Origin of the sequence: Streptomyces sp. CC224B (assembly GCF_030010595.1) — a bacterium.
In the GTDB taxonomy this organism is placed as follows: Bacteria; Actinomycetota; Actinomycetes; order Streptomycetales; family Streptomycetaceae; genus Streptomyces; species Streptomyces longispororuber.
Map to the genome: position 1 here is coordinate 32,496 of NZ_JASCXL010000016.1, position 16,652 is coordinate 49,147.

At 73.0% G+C, this 16,652-nt stretch carries 10 protein-coding genes; 2 read left to right on the forward strand and 8 right to left on the reverse strand.

Translation table 11 applies throughout. The features are described 5' to 3' along the window. Positions 1-10: 10 nt before the first annotated feature. The 4 genes from asnB to QK440_RS08900 all read right to left on the reverse strand — a co-directional run bounded on the left by asnB (position 11) and on the right by QK440_RS08900 (position 5,877). The gene (gene asnB / locus QK440_RS08885) at positions 11-1,789 is read right to left on the reverse strand and encodes an asparagine synthase (glutamine-hydrolyzing) (protein WP_282792454.1); all 1,779 of its coding nucleotides are present in this window, start codon (positions 1,787-1,789) and stop codon (positions 11-13) included. Between the two features lie 4 nt (positions 1,790-1,793). After that, positions 1,794-3,641 carry an AMP-binding protein gene (locus QK440_RS08890; protein ID WP_282792455.1) on the reverse strand — a complete coding sequence of 616 codons (1,848 nt, stop codon included), beginning with the start codon at positions 3,639-3,641 and terminating at the stop codon, positions 1,794-1,796. 1 nt (position 3,642) lies between these two features. Then, positions 3,643-4,566: a fumarylacetoacetate hydrolase family protein gene (locus QK440_RS08895; RefSeq protein WP_282792456.1), complete on the reverse strand. Its 924-nt coding sequence runs from the start codon at positions 4,564-4,566 to the stop codon at positions 3,643-3,645. 297 nt (positions 4,567-4,863) lie between these two features. Further along, positions 4,864-5,877, reverse strand: a complete 1,014-nt coding sequence (locus QK440_RS08900) for a hypothetical protein (RefSeq protein WP_282792457.1) — start codon at positions 5,875-5,877, stop codon at positions 4,864-4,866. Positions 5,878-6,897: 1,020 nt separating this feature from the next. Here QK440_RS08900 and QK440_RS08905 point away from each other — a divergent pair. Then, positions 6,898-7,269: a GNAT family N-acetyltransferase gene (locus tag QK440_RS08905; protein WP_282792458.1), complete on the forward strand. Its 372-nt coding sequence runs from the start codon at positions 6,898-6,900 to the stop codon at positions 7,267-7,269. Between the two features lie 42 nt (positions 7,270-7,311). On the opposite strand, the gene QK440_RS08910 is transcribed toward QK440_RS08905, so the two are convergent. Further along, the gene (locus QK440_RS08910; RefSeq protein ID WP_282792459.1) at positions 7,312-8,208 is read right to left on the reverse strand and encodes an SDR family oxidoreductase; all 897 of its coding nucleotides are present in this window, start codon (positions 8,206-8,208) and stop codon (positions 7,312-7,314) included. A 365-nt stretch (positions 8,209-8,573) separates the two neighbouring features. Between QK440_RS08910 and QK440_RS08915 the strand changes: the two genes are divergently transcribed. After that, positions 8,574-9,518 carry an acyl-CoA thioesterase domain-containing protein gene (locus tag QK440_RS08915; protein ID WP_282792460.1) on the forward strand — a complete coding sequence of 315 codons (945 nt, stop codon included), beginning with the start codon at positions 8,574-8,576 and terminating at the stop codon, positions 9,516-9,518. Here the strand turns inward: QK440_RS08915 and fabG are convergent. From fabG to QK440_RS08930, 3 genes are read right to left on the reverse strand one after another with little or no spacing between them, the layout of a single operon-like run. After that, entirely contained in the window at positions 9,475-10,236 is a 762-nt protein-coding gene (gene fabG / locus QK440_RS08920) for a 3-oxoacyl-ACP reductase FabG (RefSeq protein ID WP_282792461.1), read from the reverse strand. The two genes, QK440_RS08915 and fabG, sit on opposite strands and share 44 nt — an antisense overlap. Before the next feature lie 6 nt (positions 10,237-10,242). Continuing rightward, a complete protein-coding gene (locus QK440_RS08925) occupies positions 10,243-11,766 on the reverse strand; it encodes a radical SAM protein (protein ID WP_282792462.1) in 1,524 nt (507 codons plus the stop codon). A gap of 34 nt (positions 11,767-11,800) precedes the next feature. Then, positions 11,801-15,769 carry a beta-ketoacyl synthase N-terminal-like domain-containing protein gene (locus QK440_RS08930; RefSeq protein WP_282792463.1) on the reverse strand — a complete coding sequence of 1,323 codons (3,969 nt, stop codon included), beginning with the start codon at positions 15,767-15,769 and terminating at the stop codon, positions 11,801-11,803. Positions 15,770-16,652 lie beyond the last annotated feature (883 nt).

The window sequence follows — 16,652 nt, forward strand, 5'->3', positions numbered from 1 at the left end:
CGCGGTTCGCTCATGAGCGCAGTCCCAACTCGTCGATGATCGCGCTGATGCTGATGAGGCTCAGCCGGACGTCCCACTTGTCGGGCGTGGTGTCGGCGCCGAGGGCCTCCAGCGCGTCGGGGCGGAAGACGCCGCTGGCCGCGACGAGGTCCCGCCAGCGCGACAGGGTCCGGCCGTCGGCCGTGTCGGCGAGTCCGTACGCCGTGAAGCCCTGCTTGGCGCGGTGCAGGATGCGTTCGGGCACGATGCCGGCGTAGGCCTCCTTCAGGCAGGCCTTGCCCTCGAAGTCGGCCATCTTCCGCTCGTCGGGGACGCCGAGCGCCAGGTCGACGACGGGGTTGCCGAGGAACGGGTAGCGGCCCTCCACCGAGTTCGCCATGAGCATCATGTCGCCGTGGTCGCCGAGCAGGTGCCCGCCGAGCTGTACATACACGTCGGCGATCGACCGGAGCTGCATCCGGGTCAGGGAGGCGGTCTCCTCGTCGTCGAAGGGGATCAGCCGGTCGCGCCAGTACTCCCGGCCGGGCAGGGCGTCGCGTGCCTGCGGGGACAGGCTCAGGTCCCGGCGGCGGGCCGTCCTGGCGCGGTCGGTCTCCCAGGCGAAGTCGGCCCTGCCCCAGGCCTGTTCGTTCTCGGCGTGGTGCTCGGGCGGTGTGCGGCGGGCGCCGTCGAACGCGTAGGAGTCGTAGCCGAAGAACAGCTCGTCGGCGCCCTCGCCGGAGATCACGCCCTTCAGGCCGGTGAGCCGGACCTGGCGGGAGAGCATCAGGGCCGCGACGTTGTACGTCTCGCGCTGCGGGTAGCAGCAGTGGCGCACCATGTCCTCGAACTCGGCGGCGACGTGGGCGGGGCTGCAGCGGACCTGGTGGTGCTCGCTGCCCACGGCGTCGGCGACCTCGCGCTGGAACCGCCCTTCGTCGAGGGTGACGTCGTCGAAGAGCACGGAGAACGTCCGGGCGGGCTTCTCCCGGGCGCGGGCCGCCTCGAGGACGAGCGTGCTGGAGTCGAAGCCGCCGCTGAGGTAGGCGCCGATCTCGACGTCCGCGCGCAGCCGGTCCGTCACCGCCCGGCCCACGGCCGCGCGGATCTCCTCCCCGGTGGCGGGGCGGTCCGCCTCCCGGAACTCCCCGTACCGCCAGTAGCGCACGGTCTCGGGGGGCCGGTCCGCGCCGAAGCGGACCACGCAGCCGGGCGGTACGGCGCGCACGTCCTCGACCAGCGTCCTCGGCGCGACGATGTTGCCGAGCGCCAGGTACTGGTCGACGGCGCCGAGGTCGAGCCGCCAGGGGTGCGGCACGCCGCGCACCAGCGGTTTCAGCTCGGAGCAGAAGTGCACCTGGCTGCCGAGCACGGCGTAGAACAGGGGGCAGACGCCGAAGCGGTCCCGGCCCAGGTAGAGGCTGTCGTCGGCCCGGTCGTGGATGACGGTGGCGAACTGCCCGTCGACCCGGGTCAGGCCCTCGGGCCCGTGGCGGGCGAACAGCTCGGGCAGCACGGCGACGTCGACCCGGTTGTCGGGCGGTCCGCCGCCGAGCAGGGCGCGCAGCTCGGCGGCGTTGTAGATCTCGCCGTTGGTCAGGGCCGCGTACCGGCCGCTCGGGTCCTCGGCCGGCTGCCAGCCGTCCTTGAGCGCGGTCATCCCGAGCCGGCCGAGCTTCGCGGCGAGGACGGGCGTGTTCAGGGAGTAGGTCTCGTCCGGGCCGCGGTGGACGAGCCGGGCGTGCATCGCCGCGGCGACGGACCGGTCCAGGGTTTTGTCCGGGGCGTAGGTCCCGCACAGGCCGCACATCGTGTCACACGCTCCGTTCCCGCAGCCGGTCGGCGAGGTCGCGCAGGGTGTCCGCGCGCAGCACGTCGCGGACGCCGGCGTCGGTCCAGCCGAGCTTCTTCATGCCGGTGACCAGGACGACGGCCGAGGCGGAGTCGCCGCCGAGCTCGAAGAAGTTGTCGTCGAGCCGCGCGTCCTTGACCCCGGTGAGCGTCCGTACGAGGCGCAGCACCTGCTCGTCCGGGCGTTCGGGGGCGTCCTCGGGGGCGCGGGCGTGCCGCCGGGCGCGCAGGGCGTCCCGGTCGATCTTCCCGTTCGGGGTGCTGGGGAAGACGTCGACGCGTTCGAGCACCGACGGGATCTTGTACGGGTCGAGGAGGCCGTCGAGGTGGCGCCGCAGGGCGCGCGGGTCGGCCGTGCCCTGGTAGTAGCCGACCAGGGTGTCCGCGGCCGCGGTGTCGCCGTCGGCGTGGGCCTCGGGGACGACGACCGCTTCGCGCACGTCCGGGTGGCGGCACACCGCGGTCTCGATCTCGCCGGGGTCGAGCCGGTAGCCGCGGACCTTCACCTGGCGGTCGAGGCGCTCCACGTAGCAGAGCCGTCCGTCGCGCAGTTCCACGACGTCGCCGGTGGCGTGGCCGCCGGTCCCGTCGGGGCCCTTCAGTGGCTCGACGCCCTGCTCGGTGAGGTACCCGGCGGCCACGGAGGCGCCGGTGACGACGAGTTCGCCGCGCCTCACGCCGCTTCCGGTGGCGCCGGTGTCGACGTCGCGCAGGACGTACGCGCAGTCGCCGACCGGTTCGCCCAGCGGCACCGCGTCCCGGCAGTCGTCGGGGTCGAGGGCGTCGCTGAGCAGGTTGCACACGGTGGTCTCGGTGAGGCCGTAGGCGTTGTGGAAGCCGGCCGCCTTCGACCAGGTGCGGACCGTGGCGGGGCGGCACGGTCCGCCTCCGTTGACGACGTGTTCCAGGCGCATCGCGTCGGTGGGTTCGGTGACCGTCAGGGCGAACGGGGTCGTCTTGAGGTGGGTGATCCCGAACCGTTCGAGGGTGTCCTGGAGGACGGGGCCCGGCGCGAGCCGCTCCTCGTCCACGACGACGAGGCAGGCGCCCGCGGTGAGGGTCCACAGGATCTCGGTGAGGCAGCCGTCGAACGTGAGCCGGGCGAACTGCAGGGTGCGGCTGCCGGGCCCGACGGACAGGCGCGTGACGTGGTCGCGGATGACGGGGGCCAGCGGGGCGGCCCGCACGAGGACGCACTTGGGGGTGCCGGTGGACCCCGAGGTGTGGATGGCGTAGCCGATCTCGCCGTCGGCGAAGGGGAGCCGGCGGGGCGCCCGGCCCTCGGTGGTGCCCCGGTGGTTCGACGGCTCGGTGCGCTCAACCTGGTGCGCGGCCGGGTGCCGGTGGGCCTGGTCCGCGGTGCCGTGGGGGGCCTGGTCCGCGGTGCCGTGGAGGTCCGGGGCCGTGGCGGCCCCGGCGGTGGTGCGCCAGCGCTCCGGCAGTCGGGTCAGCTCCACGTCGCCGTCGTCGCCCGTGCCGCGGGCCAGCAGACGGATGCCGAGGAGGCCGGTCTTGGCGGCGTTGGAGGCGTCGCTGTCCCGTTCGTCGACGAAGACGAACGGCCGCCACGCCTTCAGGGCTCCGACCATGGCGACGATCGCCGCCGCGCCGCGGGCGCCGAGCAGGGCGACCCATTCGTCGGGGCGGGTGGTGCGCCGCAGCCGGTCCGCGAACGCGTCGGTGCGCGCGCCGAACTCGCGGTAGGTCATGCCGGACCGCGGGGTGCGCAGCGCCTCGTGGTCCGGGAGGTCCCGGACGGCGCGGTCCAGGCCGTCGAGCAGGGACTCCTCCCCTGCTTCTCCTGGTCGCATGTCACCCTCCTTCGCTGTGGGCGCTGTGGGCGCTGTGAGATGCGGAGAACCGTTCCTCGTGGCGGTCCGCCGGCCCTTGCTGGCGGACGGGGTGGGTCAGCGTGCCGACGTCCTGGACGAGCGCCCGCACCGTGTCCCCGGCCTGGATGACCGCCGCGCCGGGGGTGCCGGTGCAGATGACGGTGCCGGCTTCGAGGGTGCGTCCGGCGCTGAAGTACTCCACGAGGCGGTCGATGCCGAACTTCATGTCGGCGGGGGTGGCGGCCGCGATCGTCTCCCCGTTGCGGACGGTGGCGATGCGCAGGGCGCGCAGGTCGTCGTCGTCGAACTCGTCCAGGGTGACGAGGACCGGGCCGACGCTGCAGAAGGTGTCGAACCCCTTGGCCCACGGGATGTGGCGGGGGTTCTCCCGGATGACGTCCTCGGCCGTCATGTCGAGGACGGCGGTGACGCCTCCGACGACGGAGCGCCAGTCGGCCCGCTCGACGTTCTTGCAGGTCGTCTTGATGACCAGGCCCAGCTCGGCCTCCGCGGTAACCCGCTGGGACTGCGTGGGCAGCTCGATGTGGTCACCGTTGCCGATGAGGCAGTTGGCGGGGCGCAGATAGGAGCCGGGGCCGGAGCGCGGCTGTGCGGACGCCAGGTCCTCGGAGTGACGACGGTAGTTGAGTCCGGCGCCCCAGATGTCGGCTCCGGGGTCGACGACCGTGGGGGCGAGGTCCGGGTCCGGCCGGACGGGGGTGAGGGTGGCCGCGTGCCGCTCCAGGGCGGTGGTCAGCTCCCGTGCCCGCGCCTCGTCGAGGAGGTCGCTCAGCCGGGTCGTGCCGGCGTACCCGGGCACGTCGGCGAGGTCGAACCACTGGTCGTGGTGGTGTACGGCGATGCCGTGCCCGGTGGTGGACGTGCCGGTCCTGCTGATTCTCATGGTGGTCTCCGTGGGTGGGCGGATCGGATGGCGGTCCGCCGGTGGGCTGTTGCCTTGCTGGGGCCCCGTGCTGGGGCCGGGCCGGCTCGGGGCCCCGGGCGGGGCGTCGGGCATGGCTCCGCCCGGGGCGGGACGAGCCGGGCGCGGGGAGCCGGTGGCCGGTGAGGGCGGCGCGGCGGGCCGGTGGACCGTGGGGCGGCATGGGGCGGCGTGGGCAGCCGGCGGCCCGGGCCGGTGCCGCGCGCGGGGGGGCGTGCCGGGGTCTCCGCCGCGTCGGCGGGGCCCGGAACGGTGGGGTCAGGCGCTGATCCTGCTGGCGGCGGCGCGGAAGTCGTCCTTGCGCGGACTGTGGTCGGCGATCTTCACGGCCGTCTCCATGAGCCGCGCCGGGTCGGTGTCGTGCTCCGCGGCCAGCTTCTCCACCAGCGGGAAGTAGCCCGAGTGGATGCCGATCACGGCACCGAGGACCTGCATGGTGCGGTCCTCGGGGATGGGCCGCATGTTCTCGCGGCAGTACTCGGCGAGCCTGGCGAGTTCCTGGTAGTCGAAGAGGTCGGTCTCCAGCATCTTGATGACGCCGGCCAGGGACTCGATGGCGGCGTTGCCGGATCCGCGGCCGATGCCGTCGAGGGTGGCGTCGACGATGCCGGCGCCCGCCTGCAGGGCGGTGATGCTGTTGATGTTGGCCATGCCCAGGTTGTCGTGCCCGTGGAAGCCGACGACCGGGAACTGCTCGCTGACCGCGCTCACGTAGGTCTGCACGTCGGCGGGGAGCATCGCGCCGTAGGAGTCGACCACATAGACGCCCGCGATGTCCGGGGTGACCCCGTCGAGCAGCCGGACCAGCTCGGCCACGGGGGTGGCGCTGGACTTCATGAGGTTGAGGTAGACCTGCCCGCACAGTTCGGTGGCGCGTCGCAGGTAGTCGAGGTGGTCGGGGACCCGGTCGGGCTCCATGCCGACCCGGACGAAGGACATCCCGCGGTCGCTCATCTCCGCGATGGTGTCGAGACGGGTGAACTCGGGCTGGGCGAACATGCCCCAGGGCTTGCGGGTGAGGGCGGAGCGGGCGATCTCGGCCCAGCGGTAGTGGCCGATGTTGCACGGTTTGATGCCGCTGCGCTCGGCCTCCAGGCCGATCCCGTGGCCGACCTCGACCTTGGCGACCGGGATGGAGTCGAGCCGGGTGAGCAGGTGCGTCACGAACTCCTCGTCGAGCTGGAAGTCGACGGCGTACGAACCGTCGCGCAGCGTGCAGTCGAGCAGTTCGATGGCCGGCACATCCTCGAGCCGGCCGTCCGCTAAGGACATGAGGTTACTCCTCGTTTTAGGCAGCACGGATGACGTCTCCGAAAGGGTCAGAAAGGGTCCGGGGAAATCCGGAAGAGTCCTGGAGGGTGGTAGGGGCGGGGAATCCAGTGAGGACGGAAACAAGGGGGGCGGGCAGCGATGGCCGCTTGTTCTGTGCTGTACGGAATACGCGTGCCCAACCCTAGGTGTCATAGACACGTGTACAGGCTTTGACCGGATAACACGCCCCTACCGCCGGGAAGGTGACGGTGTCGATCACCGGGCCCGCGGGGCGCCGGGCGGCAGGACATCGACCGTCCTCACTGCTGGGGACCGGAACGCGAAGTCGTGACTCCGGATCACCAACGGGACCAACCGGACCGCGCGGGACTGGAGTTGTGCTCGCGGGAGCACAGAGTTCCGGTCGAGGTGGCACGAAACCCCCTGTCCCCCCTTGACGTAGGCGCCGGGCGGCTACTCGTTTTCCGACCGTCTCACATGGCGAGAACTGCCCTCTTTCCGGTTTCCGGACGTTCCGAAAGTCGGGGGGACAACCGGGTTCCGGATATCGGGGCGGAGCCGGTGCACGGCGGTCGGCGGAAGCGGCCGCGCACGGCAGGGACCCGCTTCGACGAATTCCGCACTGTGTGCCGTGACAATGACCGCACCCGCCCGGTGTGCGCTGTGAGGCAAGGGTGTGGGCACTGCGGTGCAAGGTGTGTGTGTCTGGCTGTCTACCGTGCAGGGCGAAGCCGCGGCCTCCGCGTACAGGGTCTGCTTGCTCCCGGCACGCGGGCCCGACGGGTGGCGGTGGAGTTCATGTGCGGGCCCGACGAGGGGTGGCGGAGTTCATGTGTCGCGCTTCGCGCAGCGAGACATGTGCGCGACCGGGACACCTCATGTCACCCGCCGCACCGTCGAACAAACCGCACAACCAAGAGCCGCTCGACGAGCGGATCGCCATCCCTCACACCGCGAGAGAACCCCCCACGCGGCACCACACCGCGCCACCGACACGCGTCCCACCGAAAGGCACCACCCATGACCCGGCCGACCCGACCCACCCAGCCCGAACGCCCTGCCACCACCGCGGTTCCGACCGTCGAGCACGTGGCCGACCGGCACCGGTACGTCGTCCTCGTCGACGGCGAGCGCGCCGGTCTGACCGCCTACCGCGACCGCGGTGTCCAGCGTGTCTTCTTCCACACGGAGATCGACGACGCCTTCGCCGGCCGGGGCCTGGCGGCACAGCTCGTCCACGCGGCGCTCACCGATGTGCGCGCGTCCGGCATGCGCGTCGTGCCGGCCTGCCCCTACGCGGCCAAGTACCTGACCATACATCAGGAGTTCGACGACATCACCGACCCGGCGACCCCGGAGGCCGTGCGGTGGCTGGAGGCACACCTGAGGTGACCGGGCGCCGCGGACCCTGCCTCTGGAGGCGCGCCGGGCCGCTCACCAAGGGGCGCACCAGCGGTGGGCGGCGCGGCGGACGACGGCGCTGCGGGCGGGGCCGCCGAGGTCAACGGCGGCCCGTTTGAGGTGGTCGGCGACGCGGTGCGGGCCCAGCGGGTCGGCGAGGGCGGACAGATGGGCCTTCACCCCCACGAGTTGGCGTGCCTTGGGCCGGGGTGCCGAGAGGGCCCGCACGATGGCGCGGATGAGGGGTTCGGGGCCGGGTTTGCGGGCCGCCGCCCGCAGTGCCGGGATCATCGCGCGGTAGGCGGAGGTGTGCGGCGAGGAGCTGTCCGCCAGGGCGCCGAGGGCGTCGGCGGCCCGGTCCCAGATGGGGCTGCCGTAGCCGTCCGCCTCGATGAGGACGACCTGGATCCCGGCGGGTGACACCTCCATCCGCAGGGCGTCGTTCCAGGCGTTCATCGCGGCCTTCGTGGCGCAGTACCAGCCCATCAGGGGGGCCGTGACGCGCCCGGCGAGGGAGGAGTTGTTGACGACGCGCCCCTCCCCGCGGGCGCGCATGACCGGCACCGCGAGCCGGGTGAGCCGGGCCGCGCCGTGCAGGTTGACGTCGAACAGCTCGTGCACGGTGGTGTCGTCGAGGTCCTCGACGGCGCCCATGCGCAGGATCCCGGCGTTGTTCACCAGGGCCCAGGGGCCGCCGTCGGTGTGTGCGGCGACCTCGTCGAAGGCCTGCTCGCAGGAGTGCGGGTCGGTGACGTCGAGGAGGACCGTGCGCACGCCGACCCCGCGCGCGGCCGCGGCGGCGCGCAGGAGGTCGGCCTCGTCCTTGTCGAGGGCCGTGCCGAAGACGTCGTACCCGCGGCGTGCCAGGCGCAGGGCGGTCTCCAGGCCGACTCCGCTGGTGGCACCGGTCACCAGGACGCTGCGTCGCATGGGCAACTCCGTAAGTCGTCGGATGGGGAGCGGGGGGCGGTCCGAGGACCGTGGTGCGGGTGGGGCGGGAGCCGCGACGGGTTCGACTCAACTCCCGGTACACGCAAGGTAGTTGGTCCGACTGGCCGAAACGCCGGGCACGGCGCGGCGGTCGGCCGGAGGGCACCTTGACTGTGCCACGTCCGATGGTCACATTCATCAGTGTCAGACGGCGGGCGTCCGGGCCCCGTCACGCGATGCCCCGCGGGGGCCCTCACGCGGTGTCCCGCGGGAGCCGTCACGCGGTGTCCGGCGGTGCGGACCCGTCCCCCGCGCCGCGCCGTGCCGGAGCCGGGCCGAGAGGGCGGGCGGAGAGGCAGGCTGGAGTGACCACCGATCACAGCACCGCCGTCGAGGACCTGCTGGACGTCCTCACCCCCGACCGCATCGACGCCCGTACGTTCCGTCCGCGCGGGCCCGTCTCGTGGTCGTCGCGGCACCTCTACGGCGGTCAGGTGGCCGCGCAGGCCCTGCTGGCCGCCGGGCGGACCGTCGCCGAGGACCGGCCCGTGCACTCCCTGCACGCCTACTTCGTCCGGCCCGGCGACCCCGACGCCGCCGTGCCGCTGCTGTTCGACGTGGACGAGGTGCGCGACGGGCGGGCGGTGAGCCTGCGGCAGGTGACCGCGCGCCAGCGCGACGCCGTGCTCTTCACGCTGTCCGCCTCGTTCCACCGCGCCGAGCCGGGCCTGGACCACCAGGACTTGATGCCCGCGGTCGGGGTGCCCGAGGCGCTGCCCACGTACGAGGAGCGCCTCGCCCGTGCCCTGGGGGAGCCCGTGCTGCCGCTCGGCATGCCCTTCGACCTGCGCTACGCGGGGCCGTTGAGCGTCGAGGCGCAGCGGGACCCGGCGCTGCGCACCGGGTCCAACCCGCTGTGGCTGCGCACGAACGGCGCCCTGCCCGGGGATCTGCCGCCGCTGGTGCACGCCGCGCTCCTCACGTACATCTCGGACATCCTGCTTGACACGGTCGCCCTGCGGCACGGCCTGTCGTGGGCCGACGGCACGGCGCGCCCGCGCAGTGTGGACCACGCCCAGTGGTTCCACCGGCCGTTCCGCGCCGACGACTGGCTCCTGCTCGCCCAGGACACGCCCGTCGCGTACGGCGGCCGGGCCCTGGCGCGGGCGCAGGTCTTCACCCGCGGCGGCGACCTGGTCGCCTCGGCGGTGCAGGAGGGGCTGGTGCGGCTGCGCCGCCGGCCCGCGGCGGAGCCCGAGGGGCCCGTCAGTGGGCCAGGCCCCCGGACACCTCGATCACCTGGCCGGTGATGTAGCGCGCCCGGTCCGAGGCCAGGAAGCAGACGAGGTGGGCGACGTCCTCGACGCTGCCGAGCTGCCGGCCCGGGATGCGCTTCTTGATCTCCTCCAGGCGTTCGGGCGGGATCCCGGCCGTCATGTCGGTGGCGATCAGGCCGGGCGCCACCGCGTTGACGCGCACGCCGAGCTCGGCGAGTTCCTTGGCGAGGGCCTTGCTGAAGCCGATGATCCCGGCCTTGGACGCGGCGTAGTTGGCCTGCCCGGGTGCCCCGTGGATGCCCACCGACGAGGTGACGTTGACGATCGCTCCCGCTCTGCGCCGCACCAGCGCCATGACCAGTGGCCGGGTGACGGTGAACATGCTGCCCAGGTTGGTCTCGACGGCCTCGTCCCAGTCCTCGCGGCGCATCCGGGCGAAGACGCCGTCGCGCGTGACGCCCGCGTTGTTGACGAGGGCGTCGACCGAGCCGAGGGCCTCCAGGGCGGCCTGTGCGAAGCGGGCGGCGGAGTCCGTGTCGGCGACCTGTGCCGGCAGCGCGGTGCACTGCTGCCCGGGGTGGGCGGCGCGCAGCTCCGCGCACAGCTCGCGGGCCCTCTCGGCGCTGCGGTTGTAGCTGAAGACGACCTCGGCGCCCTGCCGCAGCGCGAGCCGCACGATGCCCGCGCCGATCCCGCGCGCGCCCCCGGTGACCACGAGCCGCTTGCCGTCCAGGGGCAGGTGCTCGCTCATCGCGGCTCACCCCCGCGCCGGGGACGCGGCCGCGGCCTCGGCGTCCGCGGCGGCTCCGGTGTCCGCGGGGGCCGCGTCGTCCTCGGTGCCGGCACCGTCCTGGCCGTTCCCGGTCCGCCGGGCCCGGCGCGCGGCCCGGCGCGCCTGCGCGGCCTGCGTCTCGCGCTCGCGCAGCGCCCGGTAGCGCTCCTCGGCGAGCAGGGCCTGCACCATCGGCGTGTAGAAGGGGCCGTCGCCGACCAGCCTGACCTCCGCGTCGCTCACCTCGACGAAGCCGTACTCACCGAGGCCGTCCCAGACGGTGGCGAACTCCTCGTACACGTCGGTGCCGAACGCCGCGCGGTAGTCGGCGCGGTTCACGGTGAGGCCGAACAGGCTGCGGAAGAGCATCGCCAGGCGCCAGTCCGCCGCCTCGTGGGAGAAGCCCCGCTCCACGGGGAAGCGGCCCTCCTCCAGGGCCTGCTTGTAGCGGGGCAGGCTCAGGTGGTTGATGAACGACCACGAGCGGTCGGTGCCGATGGCGGAGTTGCCGAAGAACGACACCGCCGCGTAGCCGAGGCCGACGGTGTCCATGGAGTCCAGGAACCGGTTGACGCCCTCCTCGTAGCCGCGTCCGGCGGGGTCGCCGGGTTTGCGGAAGTTGTACGCGGTGATCTGCTCGTAGCCCTGGTCGGTGAGGAAGTCCCGGGAGGCCCGGTACATCTCCAGGTTGGCCAGGGTGCTGGGCAGTTCGTGGAAGCGGTTGAGGGCGAAGTCGGTGGGGCCGCCGACGTTCAGCTCGTAGTGCGTGATGTCGTACACGTTCCACGAGACGAGTGTCTCGAGGTCCTTGAGCATGGTGCCGACGGTCTGCTGCGGCCAGCCGAAGATCAGGTCCACGTTGGCGGCGAGGCCCAGCTCGCGGGCCCACTCCAGGCTCTGGACCACGTGCCGGGTGGTCTGCTTGCGGCCGCTGAGCTTGTTCAGGCGCTCGTCGACCTGCTGGATGCCCATGCTGACGCGGTTCATCCCCGAGTCCTTGATGGCCTGCATCTTGGCCCGGGAGAACAGCTGCGGGATGCCTTCCAGGGTGATGTCGGCCCCCGGCGCGATGTCCGGGAACAGGCCGCGCACCAAATCCATGAGGCGGTGGTACATCGGCTCCTTGTAGAGGTTGGAGGTGCCGCCGCCGAAGTAGACGGCGCCCAGGGTGGCTCCGGAGAGGGCCTGCCGGTACAGGTCCGCCTCGCGTTCGACGTAGCCGAAGTAGTTCTCCAGGGCCGCGTTGCCCTGGAACTCCTCCACCGGGAAGAGGCAGTAGCCGCACTTCCCGGGGTCGGTCTGGATGCAGTACGGCACCCCGACGTAGAAGTTGACGAACGAGTCCCTGCCCGCCGCGCGGATGCGCCGCCGGTCCTCGGCGATCTCCTCGACCGGGACGTCGGTGCGCGACCAGTAGCGGGGCGAGGGGAATCCGTGCTGGATTTTGTTGACCTGGCGCTGTTCGAGGTGGGTGTCGATGTAGGTGTGGACGAAACCTGCGTCTAGCATGCGCGGGACACTCCCCTTCGGGTGGTACGCGGTCTTACGCCGGTTCCGGCTGCTGCTCGGTCTCGTTCCGTGCCGCCGCGGGCAGGGCGGGGCCGAGCGCCCGGTCGAGGATGTAGCCTGCGAGGTCTTCCAGGCTCTGGTAGGTGAGCGCTTCCATGGCCTCGAAGCGGAAGTCGAGCTTCTCCTGCAGCCGCCGCTGCAACTCGGTGATCATGAGGGAGTCGAGGCCGATCTCCAGGAGCGCCGTCGACGGGTCGAGGTCGTCGATGTCGAAGTCGTCGGCGGCCTGTCCGAGGGTGTCGCGCACCTCGTCCAGGAGCCAGGCCCCCATGGCCGCCACGCGCTCCCGCTGTCCGAGCGGTCCGAGTCGCTCCAGGAGGAGCTTGCGGGCCTCCCCCGAGTACGGGCGTGCGGGCGCGGGTGCCTGTCCGCTGTCGGCGGCTCCGGTCAGGGCGGAGGTGTGGCGCAGTTCCAGGCCGTCGAGTTCGGCGAGCAGCCGGCCCTCGTCGTCGACGACGCGGGCGGAGGCGACGGCGGCGGTCCCCTGGTCGTTGGTGCGGACGCTCACCTGGCTCCACACCTGCTCCGGCAGGGGCCGGTGCAGGGTGGCGCGGCGGAGGGTCACCGGGATGTAGGCGCCCTCAAGGAGGCGGGCGGGCAGGGTGAACAGGGCGGCGGCGGTGACGTGCAGGCAGCCGTCGAGCATCGTCGCGAGGGCGTGGCCGTGCTCGGCTCCGCCCGCCCCGTCGGGGGTGGCCCGGATCCGGCCGAGCGCCGCTCCCGTGCCGTCGCCGCCGGGCCACAGCTCCCGCACGGTGGAGAAGCTCGTGCCGTACTCCAGGCCCGCCTCGCGCAGCATGCCGTACAGGCGGCCGGGTGGCTGGCCCGCGCCCAGCGGCGCGCGCAGCTCGGCGGGCGGGGTGCGGGGCTCGTCGGCCGGTGCGGCGGCCGGCCGGACGGTGCCGCGGCAGTGTTCGACGGGGTGCTGCCCGGTGCCGGACGTGCTCACGGTGAAGTGGAAGGCGCCGTCCTGCCCGGGGGCGGGGCGCAGTGCCGTGGTGGCGACGGTGGGGCGCCGCGGCTTCAGGAGCAGGGGCCGGACGAACGCGAGGTCCTCGCAGCTGGCCGGGGTGGCGGGCGCGGCCGTCCCGGTGAGCGGGGCGTCGGGGGCGTCGGCGGTGTGCGCGGCGAGGGCGCGCAGGGCCAGTTCGAGGTGGCCGGTGGCGGGGAAGACGGTGGCGCCGAGGACGCGGTGGTCCGCCCAGGGCGTGGCCGCGGCCAGCTCGGTCGGCCAGGTGCCGCTCGGGCCGGTCTCGTCCCGCGGGCCGCGCATCATGGAGCCGAGGTCCCAGCCGCCCTCGGTGGGCGCGATCCAGTGGCGGTCGCGCCGGAAGGGGTACTCGGGCGCGTGGATGCGCCGGTGGCCGCCGGTGGTGAACAGGCGCGGCAGCCGTACGGGGCAGCCGGTGGTGTGCAGGACGCCCGCGGCGGTCCGCATGTTGCGCACGTCCTGCCGGTCGCGCAGCAGGGTGCGTACGAGGGCGATGTCGGCCTGGCCGAAGGCCGCGGCGACGGCCGGGATGAGCGCGGCGTGCGGGCCCACCTCGACGACGGCGGAGCAGCCCGACTCCACGACGGTGCGCATCCCGTCGTGGAAGCGGACCGGGTCGCGCATCTGCGCCGCCCAGTAGGCGGGTTCCTCGGTGCCGGTCAGCGGCGCGCCGGTGACGTTGGACACCACGGGCACGGCCGGGACGCGCGGGTGCAGGGCGGCGGCGGCCCGCTCCAGCTCGGCCAGGGCGGGGTCCATGAGGGGCGAGTGGAAGGCGTGGGAGACCTTCAGTTCGGTGGTGCGGAGCCCGGCCTCGTCCGCGCGGCGGGCCACCTCGTCGACCGCGGCGGCCGCCCCCGAGACGACGACGCTGCGCGGTCCGTTGACGGCGGCGAGGGAGACGGCGTCCTCACGTCCGGTGAGCCAGGCCTCCACCACCGCGGCCTCGGCGGCGACCGCCAGCATCTTCCCGCCGGGCGGCAGCGAGCCCATGGCGCGGCCGCGCCGCACGGCGAAGCGGGCCGCCTCCTCGAAGGGGAGCATGCCCGCGGTGCAGGCGGCGACGAGTTCGCCGATGCTGTGCCCGATGACGACGGACGGCTCGACGCCCCAGTCCTTGAGCAGCTCGGCCAGGGCGAACTCCACGGCGAAGACGGCCGGTTGGACGTACTGGGTGTTGTTCAGGGCCTCGGTCGATACCCGCTCGTCGAAGAGGACCTCGTGCAGCGGCAGGCCGAGGTCCGCGTCCATGACGTCGGCGCACCGGTCGAGCGCGGCGGCGAAGACGGGTTCGGCGGCGTACAGCTCCCGGCCCATGCCCGGGTACTGGGCGCCTTGCCCGGTGAAGACGAAGGCCACCCGGGGATTCCTGCGGGCGCGGCCCTCGGAGACGGTGACGGGGGCCCGTCCCGAGCGCCGGCGGCGCAGCGCCTTGGCGGCCTCGGCGCTGTCGGCGGCGGTCACCGTCAGCCGGTGGCGCAGGGTGGCACGCCCGATGGCGGCGGTGCGGGCGGCCGCGCCGAGGTCGATGTCGTCGTGGGCCAGGAACTCCGCCCAGCGGTCGGCGAGTTCCTCCAGGCTCTCGGCGGACTTGGCGGACAGGGCAAGTAGTTCGGTCGCCCGCCGCGGCGCGGCCTGCTCCCGCGGGCGCACGGCGGGGGCCTCGCGCAGGATGGCGTGGGCGTTGGTGCCGCTGTAGCCGAAGGAGTTGACGCCCGCGTGGCGGGGGGTGTCGCCGCGCGGCCAGGGCACCGGCGCGGACGGCAGGCGTACGGGGGCCCCGCGCAGGTCGATCCTCGGGTTGAGCTGGTCCACGTGGATGCTGGGGAAGATCACCTCGTGCTGCAGCGAGAGCGCGGCCCGCACCACGCCGAGCAGTCCGGCGCCCGCCTCGATGTGCCCGAAGTTGCTCTTGGCGGAGCCCACGTACAGGGGGCGGTCCGCGGGGCGGCCGTATCCGTAGGCGTTGACGATGGCGCTCATCTCGATGGGGTCGCCGACCGGGGTGCCGGTGCCGTGGGCCTCCACGTAGCCGGTGTCGGCGGTGTCGATGCCGACGCCCGCCAGAGCGCGGTGGATGACCTGCTCCTGGTTGCGCCCGTTGGGGGCGGTCAGTGCCTGGGTGCGGCCGTCGTGGTTGACGGCGGTGCCCACGACCGTGGCGTAGATCGGGTCTCCCCGCTCCACGGCGAGGGACTCGCGGCGCAGGAGCGCCGCCACACAGCCCTCGCTGCGCACATAGCCGTCGGCCCGCGCGTCGAAGGCGCGGCACTGGCCGTTCCTGGAGAGCAGGCCCACCTTGGAGAAGGCGATGTGGATGCCCGGGTTCAGCATGACGTTGACGCCGGCGACGATCGCGGCGTCGCACTCGCCGGCCAGGATGCTCTGCCGGGCCAGGTGCAGGGCGACCAGGGCGCCCGAACAGGCCGTGTCGACCGCGAGGCAGGGGCCCTCGACGCCCAGGAAGTGGGCGACACGGCCCGCGGAGATGCTGATGGCGTCGCCCATCGCGTCGTAGGGCGTGATGCCTTCGGGGCCCTGGAGGGTGTTCTTCAGCATGGCGTAGTTGTTGGTGTTCATCGAGGCGAGGAACACCCCGGTGCTGGTGCCGCGCAGCTCGTCCGGGTTCTGCCCGGCGTTCTCCAGGGCGTGCCACACGGTCTGCAGGAGCAGCCGCTGCTGCGGGTCCATGCGCGCGGCCTCGGTGTCGGAGATCCCGAAGAAGGCCGCGTCGAAGGCGTCGATGTCGTCGACGAATCCGCCGTGGCGGACGTACGTCCTGCCGGGCCGCAGCGGGTCGGGGTCGTAGAAGGCGTCGGCGCCCCAGCGCTCCTCGGGGATGGGGCCGACGCAGTCGCGCCCGTGCAGGAACGCGCCGCGGACGTCCTCCACGTCGGCCACGCCGCCGGGCAGCGCGCAGCCGATCCCCACAATCGAGACATGACGGTCCATCGCGATCGTCTCCTTCGGGCCGCGCGCGGCTGGGCACGCGCTCGCCGGTCGCCCTGCCCGCGCAGCGACGGCGTGTCCGAGGCCTTTCACGTTCAGGCATTCGGGAAATCGCCGGGAATACGTGCGTGAGCAGGCGTGGAATTGACGCTTCCGCACCTTTCCCCGCACGGGTTTCGAGCGCGGGCAAAGAGGTCCGGACCTCAAGTGACCTTACAACCGGGGACGCCCCTGTCAAGGGTACTTACCCGAGTTATAGAAGCATCCTGCCCGGCCGCCCCGGGGCTGTCGGAGGGGAGGGGACGGGTGGCACGGATGTGGCGTTGACCAGCGTGTCGGCAGCGATGTCACGAGGTGCCCGGGACGACCGTGACGGGAGTCCGGACCTGGTGCACGGGGCCGGAAACGCTTGCGTGTTTGCGCCATCGTCACGCGCCGAACGGTGCACCGAGTGGCTGGTTACCCCCGGTACATGAAAGAAAATTCACCACGCAATACCCGCTCCCTTTCTCGCGGACCGACCGCACCGGCGAGGGCGTATATCGCCGCACGCAGCAGAGGGCGAGGAATTACGGCAGGCGTCGGCCACCTGTGCGGAAATGGCCGGGAGAGGGGCGGCTCATTCAGGGCGCCGCGCCCCCGACAGGGCCCGCCCGCATCGGGTGTCGGGGTGGCCCCGAAGGAGTTCTTCGACGGCGTCGTCGCCGCGGTCAACTCGATGCTGTCAGGGAACGCGGCCACGCCAGGCCGGGTCCCGCGCCGGTACTTGCCGCACGGCGCACCGCCCTTGCCCGGGGGCGCAGGACCGGAAGCCCGCCAGAAGTTCATGCATGCTCCACGTACTGGCCTGGCGCGCGTGGTGAGGAGGGCACCGGGTCCCGTGAGG

Excerpts from the sequence above, each read along its gene's own strand:
- QK440_RS08910 (WP_282792459.1), bottom strand. The coding sequence starts at position 8,208 with ATGCGACGCAGCGTCCTGGTGACCGGTGCCACCAGCGGAGTCGGCCTG.
- QK440_RS08905 (WP_282792458.1), top strand. The coding sequence starts at position 6,898 with ATGACCCGGCCGACCCGACCCACCCAGCCCGAACGCCCTGCCACCACC.
- QK440_RS08900 (WP_282792457.1), bottom strand. The coding sequence starts at position 5,877 with ATGTCCTTAGCGGACGGCCGGCTCGAGGATGTGCCGGCCATCGAACTG.
- asnB (WP_282792454.1), bottom strand. The coding sequence starts at position 1,789 with ATGTGCGGCCTGTGCGGGACCTACGCCCCGGACAAAACCCTGGACCGG.
- QK440_RS08895 (WP_282792456.1), bottom strand. The coding sequence starts at position 4,566 with ATGAGAATCAGCAGGACCGGCACGTCCACCACCGGGCACGGCATCGCC.
- QK440_RS08925 (WP_282792462.1), bottom strand. The coding sequence starts at position 11,766 with ATGCTAGACGCAGGTTTCGTCCACACCTACATCGACACCCACCTCGAA.
- QK440_RS08930 (WP_282792463.1), bottom strand. The coding sequence starts at position 15,769 with ATGGACCGTCATGTCTCGATTGTGGGGATCGGCTGCGCGCTGCCCGGC.
- QK440_RS08890 (WP_282792455.1), bottom strand. The coding sequence starts at position 3,641 with ATGCGACCAGGAGAAGCAGGGGAGGAGTCCCTGCTCGACGGCCTGGAC.
- fabG (WP_282792461.1), bottom strand. The coding sequence starts at position 10,236 with ATGAGCGAGCACCTGCCCCTGGACGGCAAGCGGCTCGTGGTCACCGGG.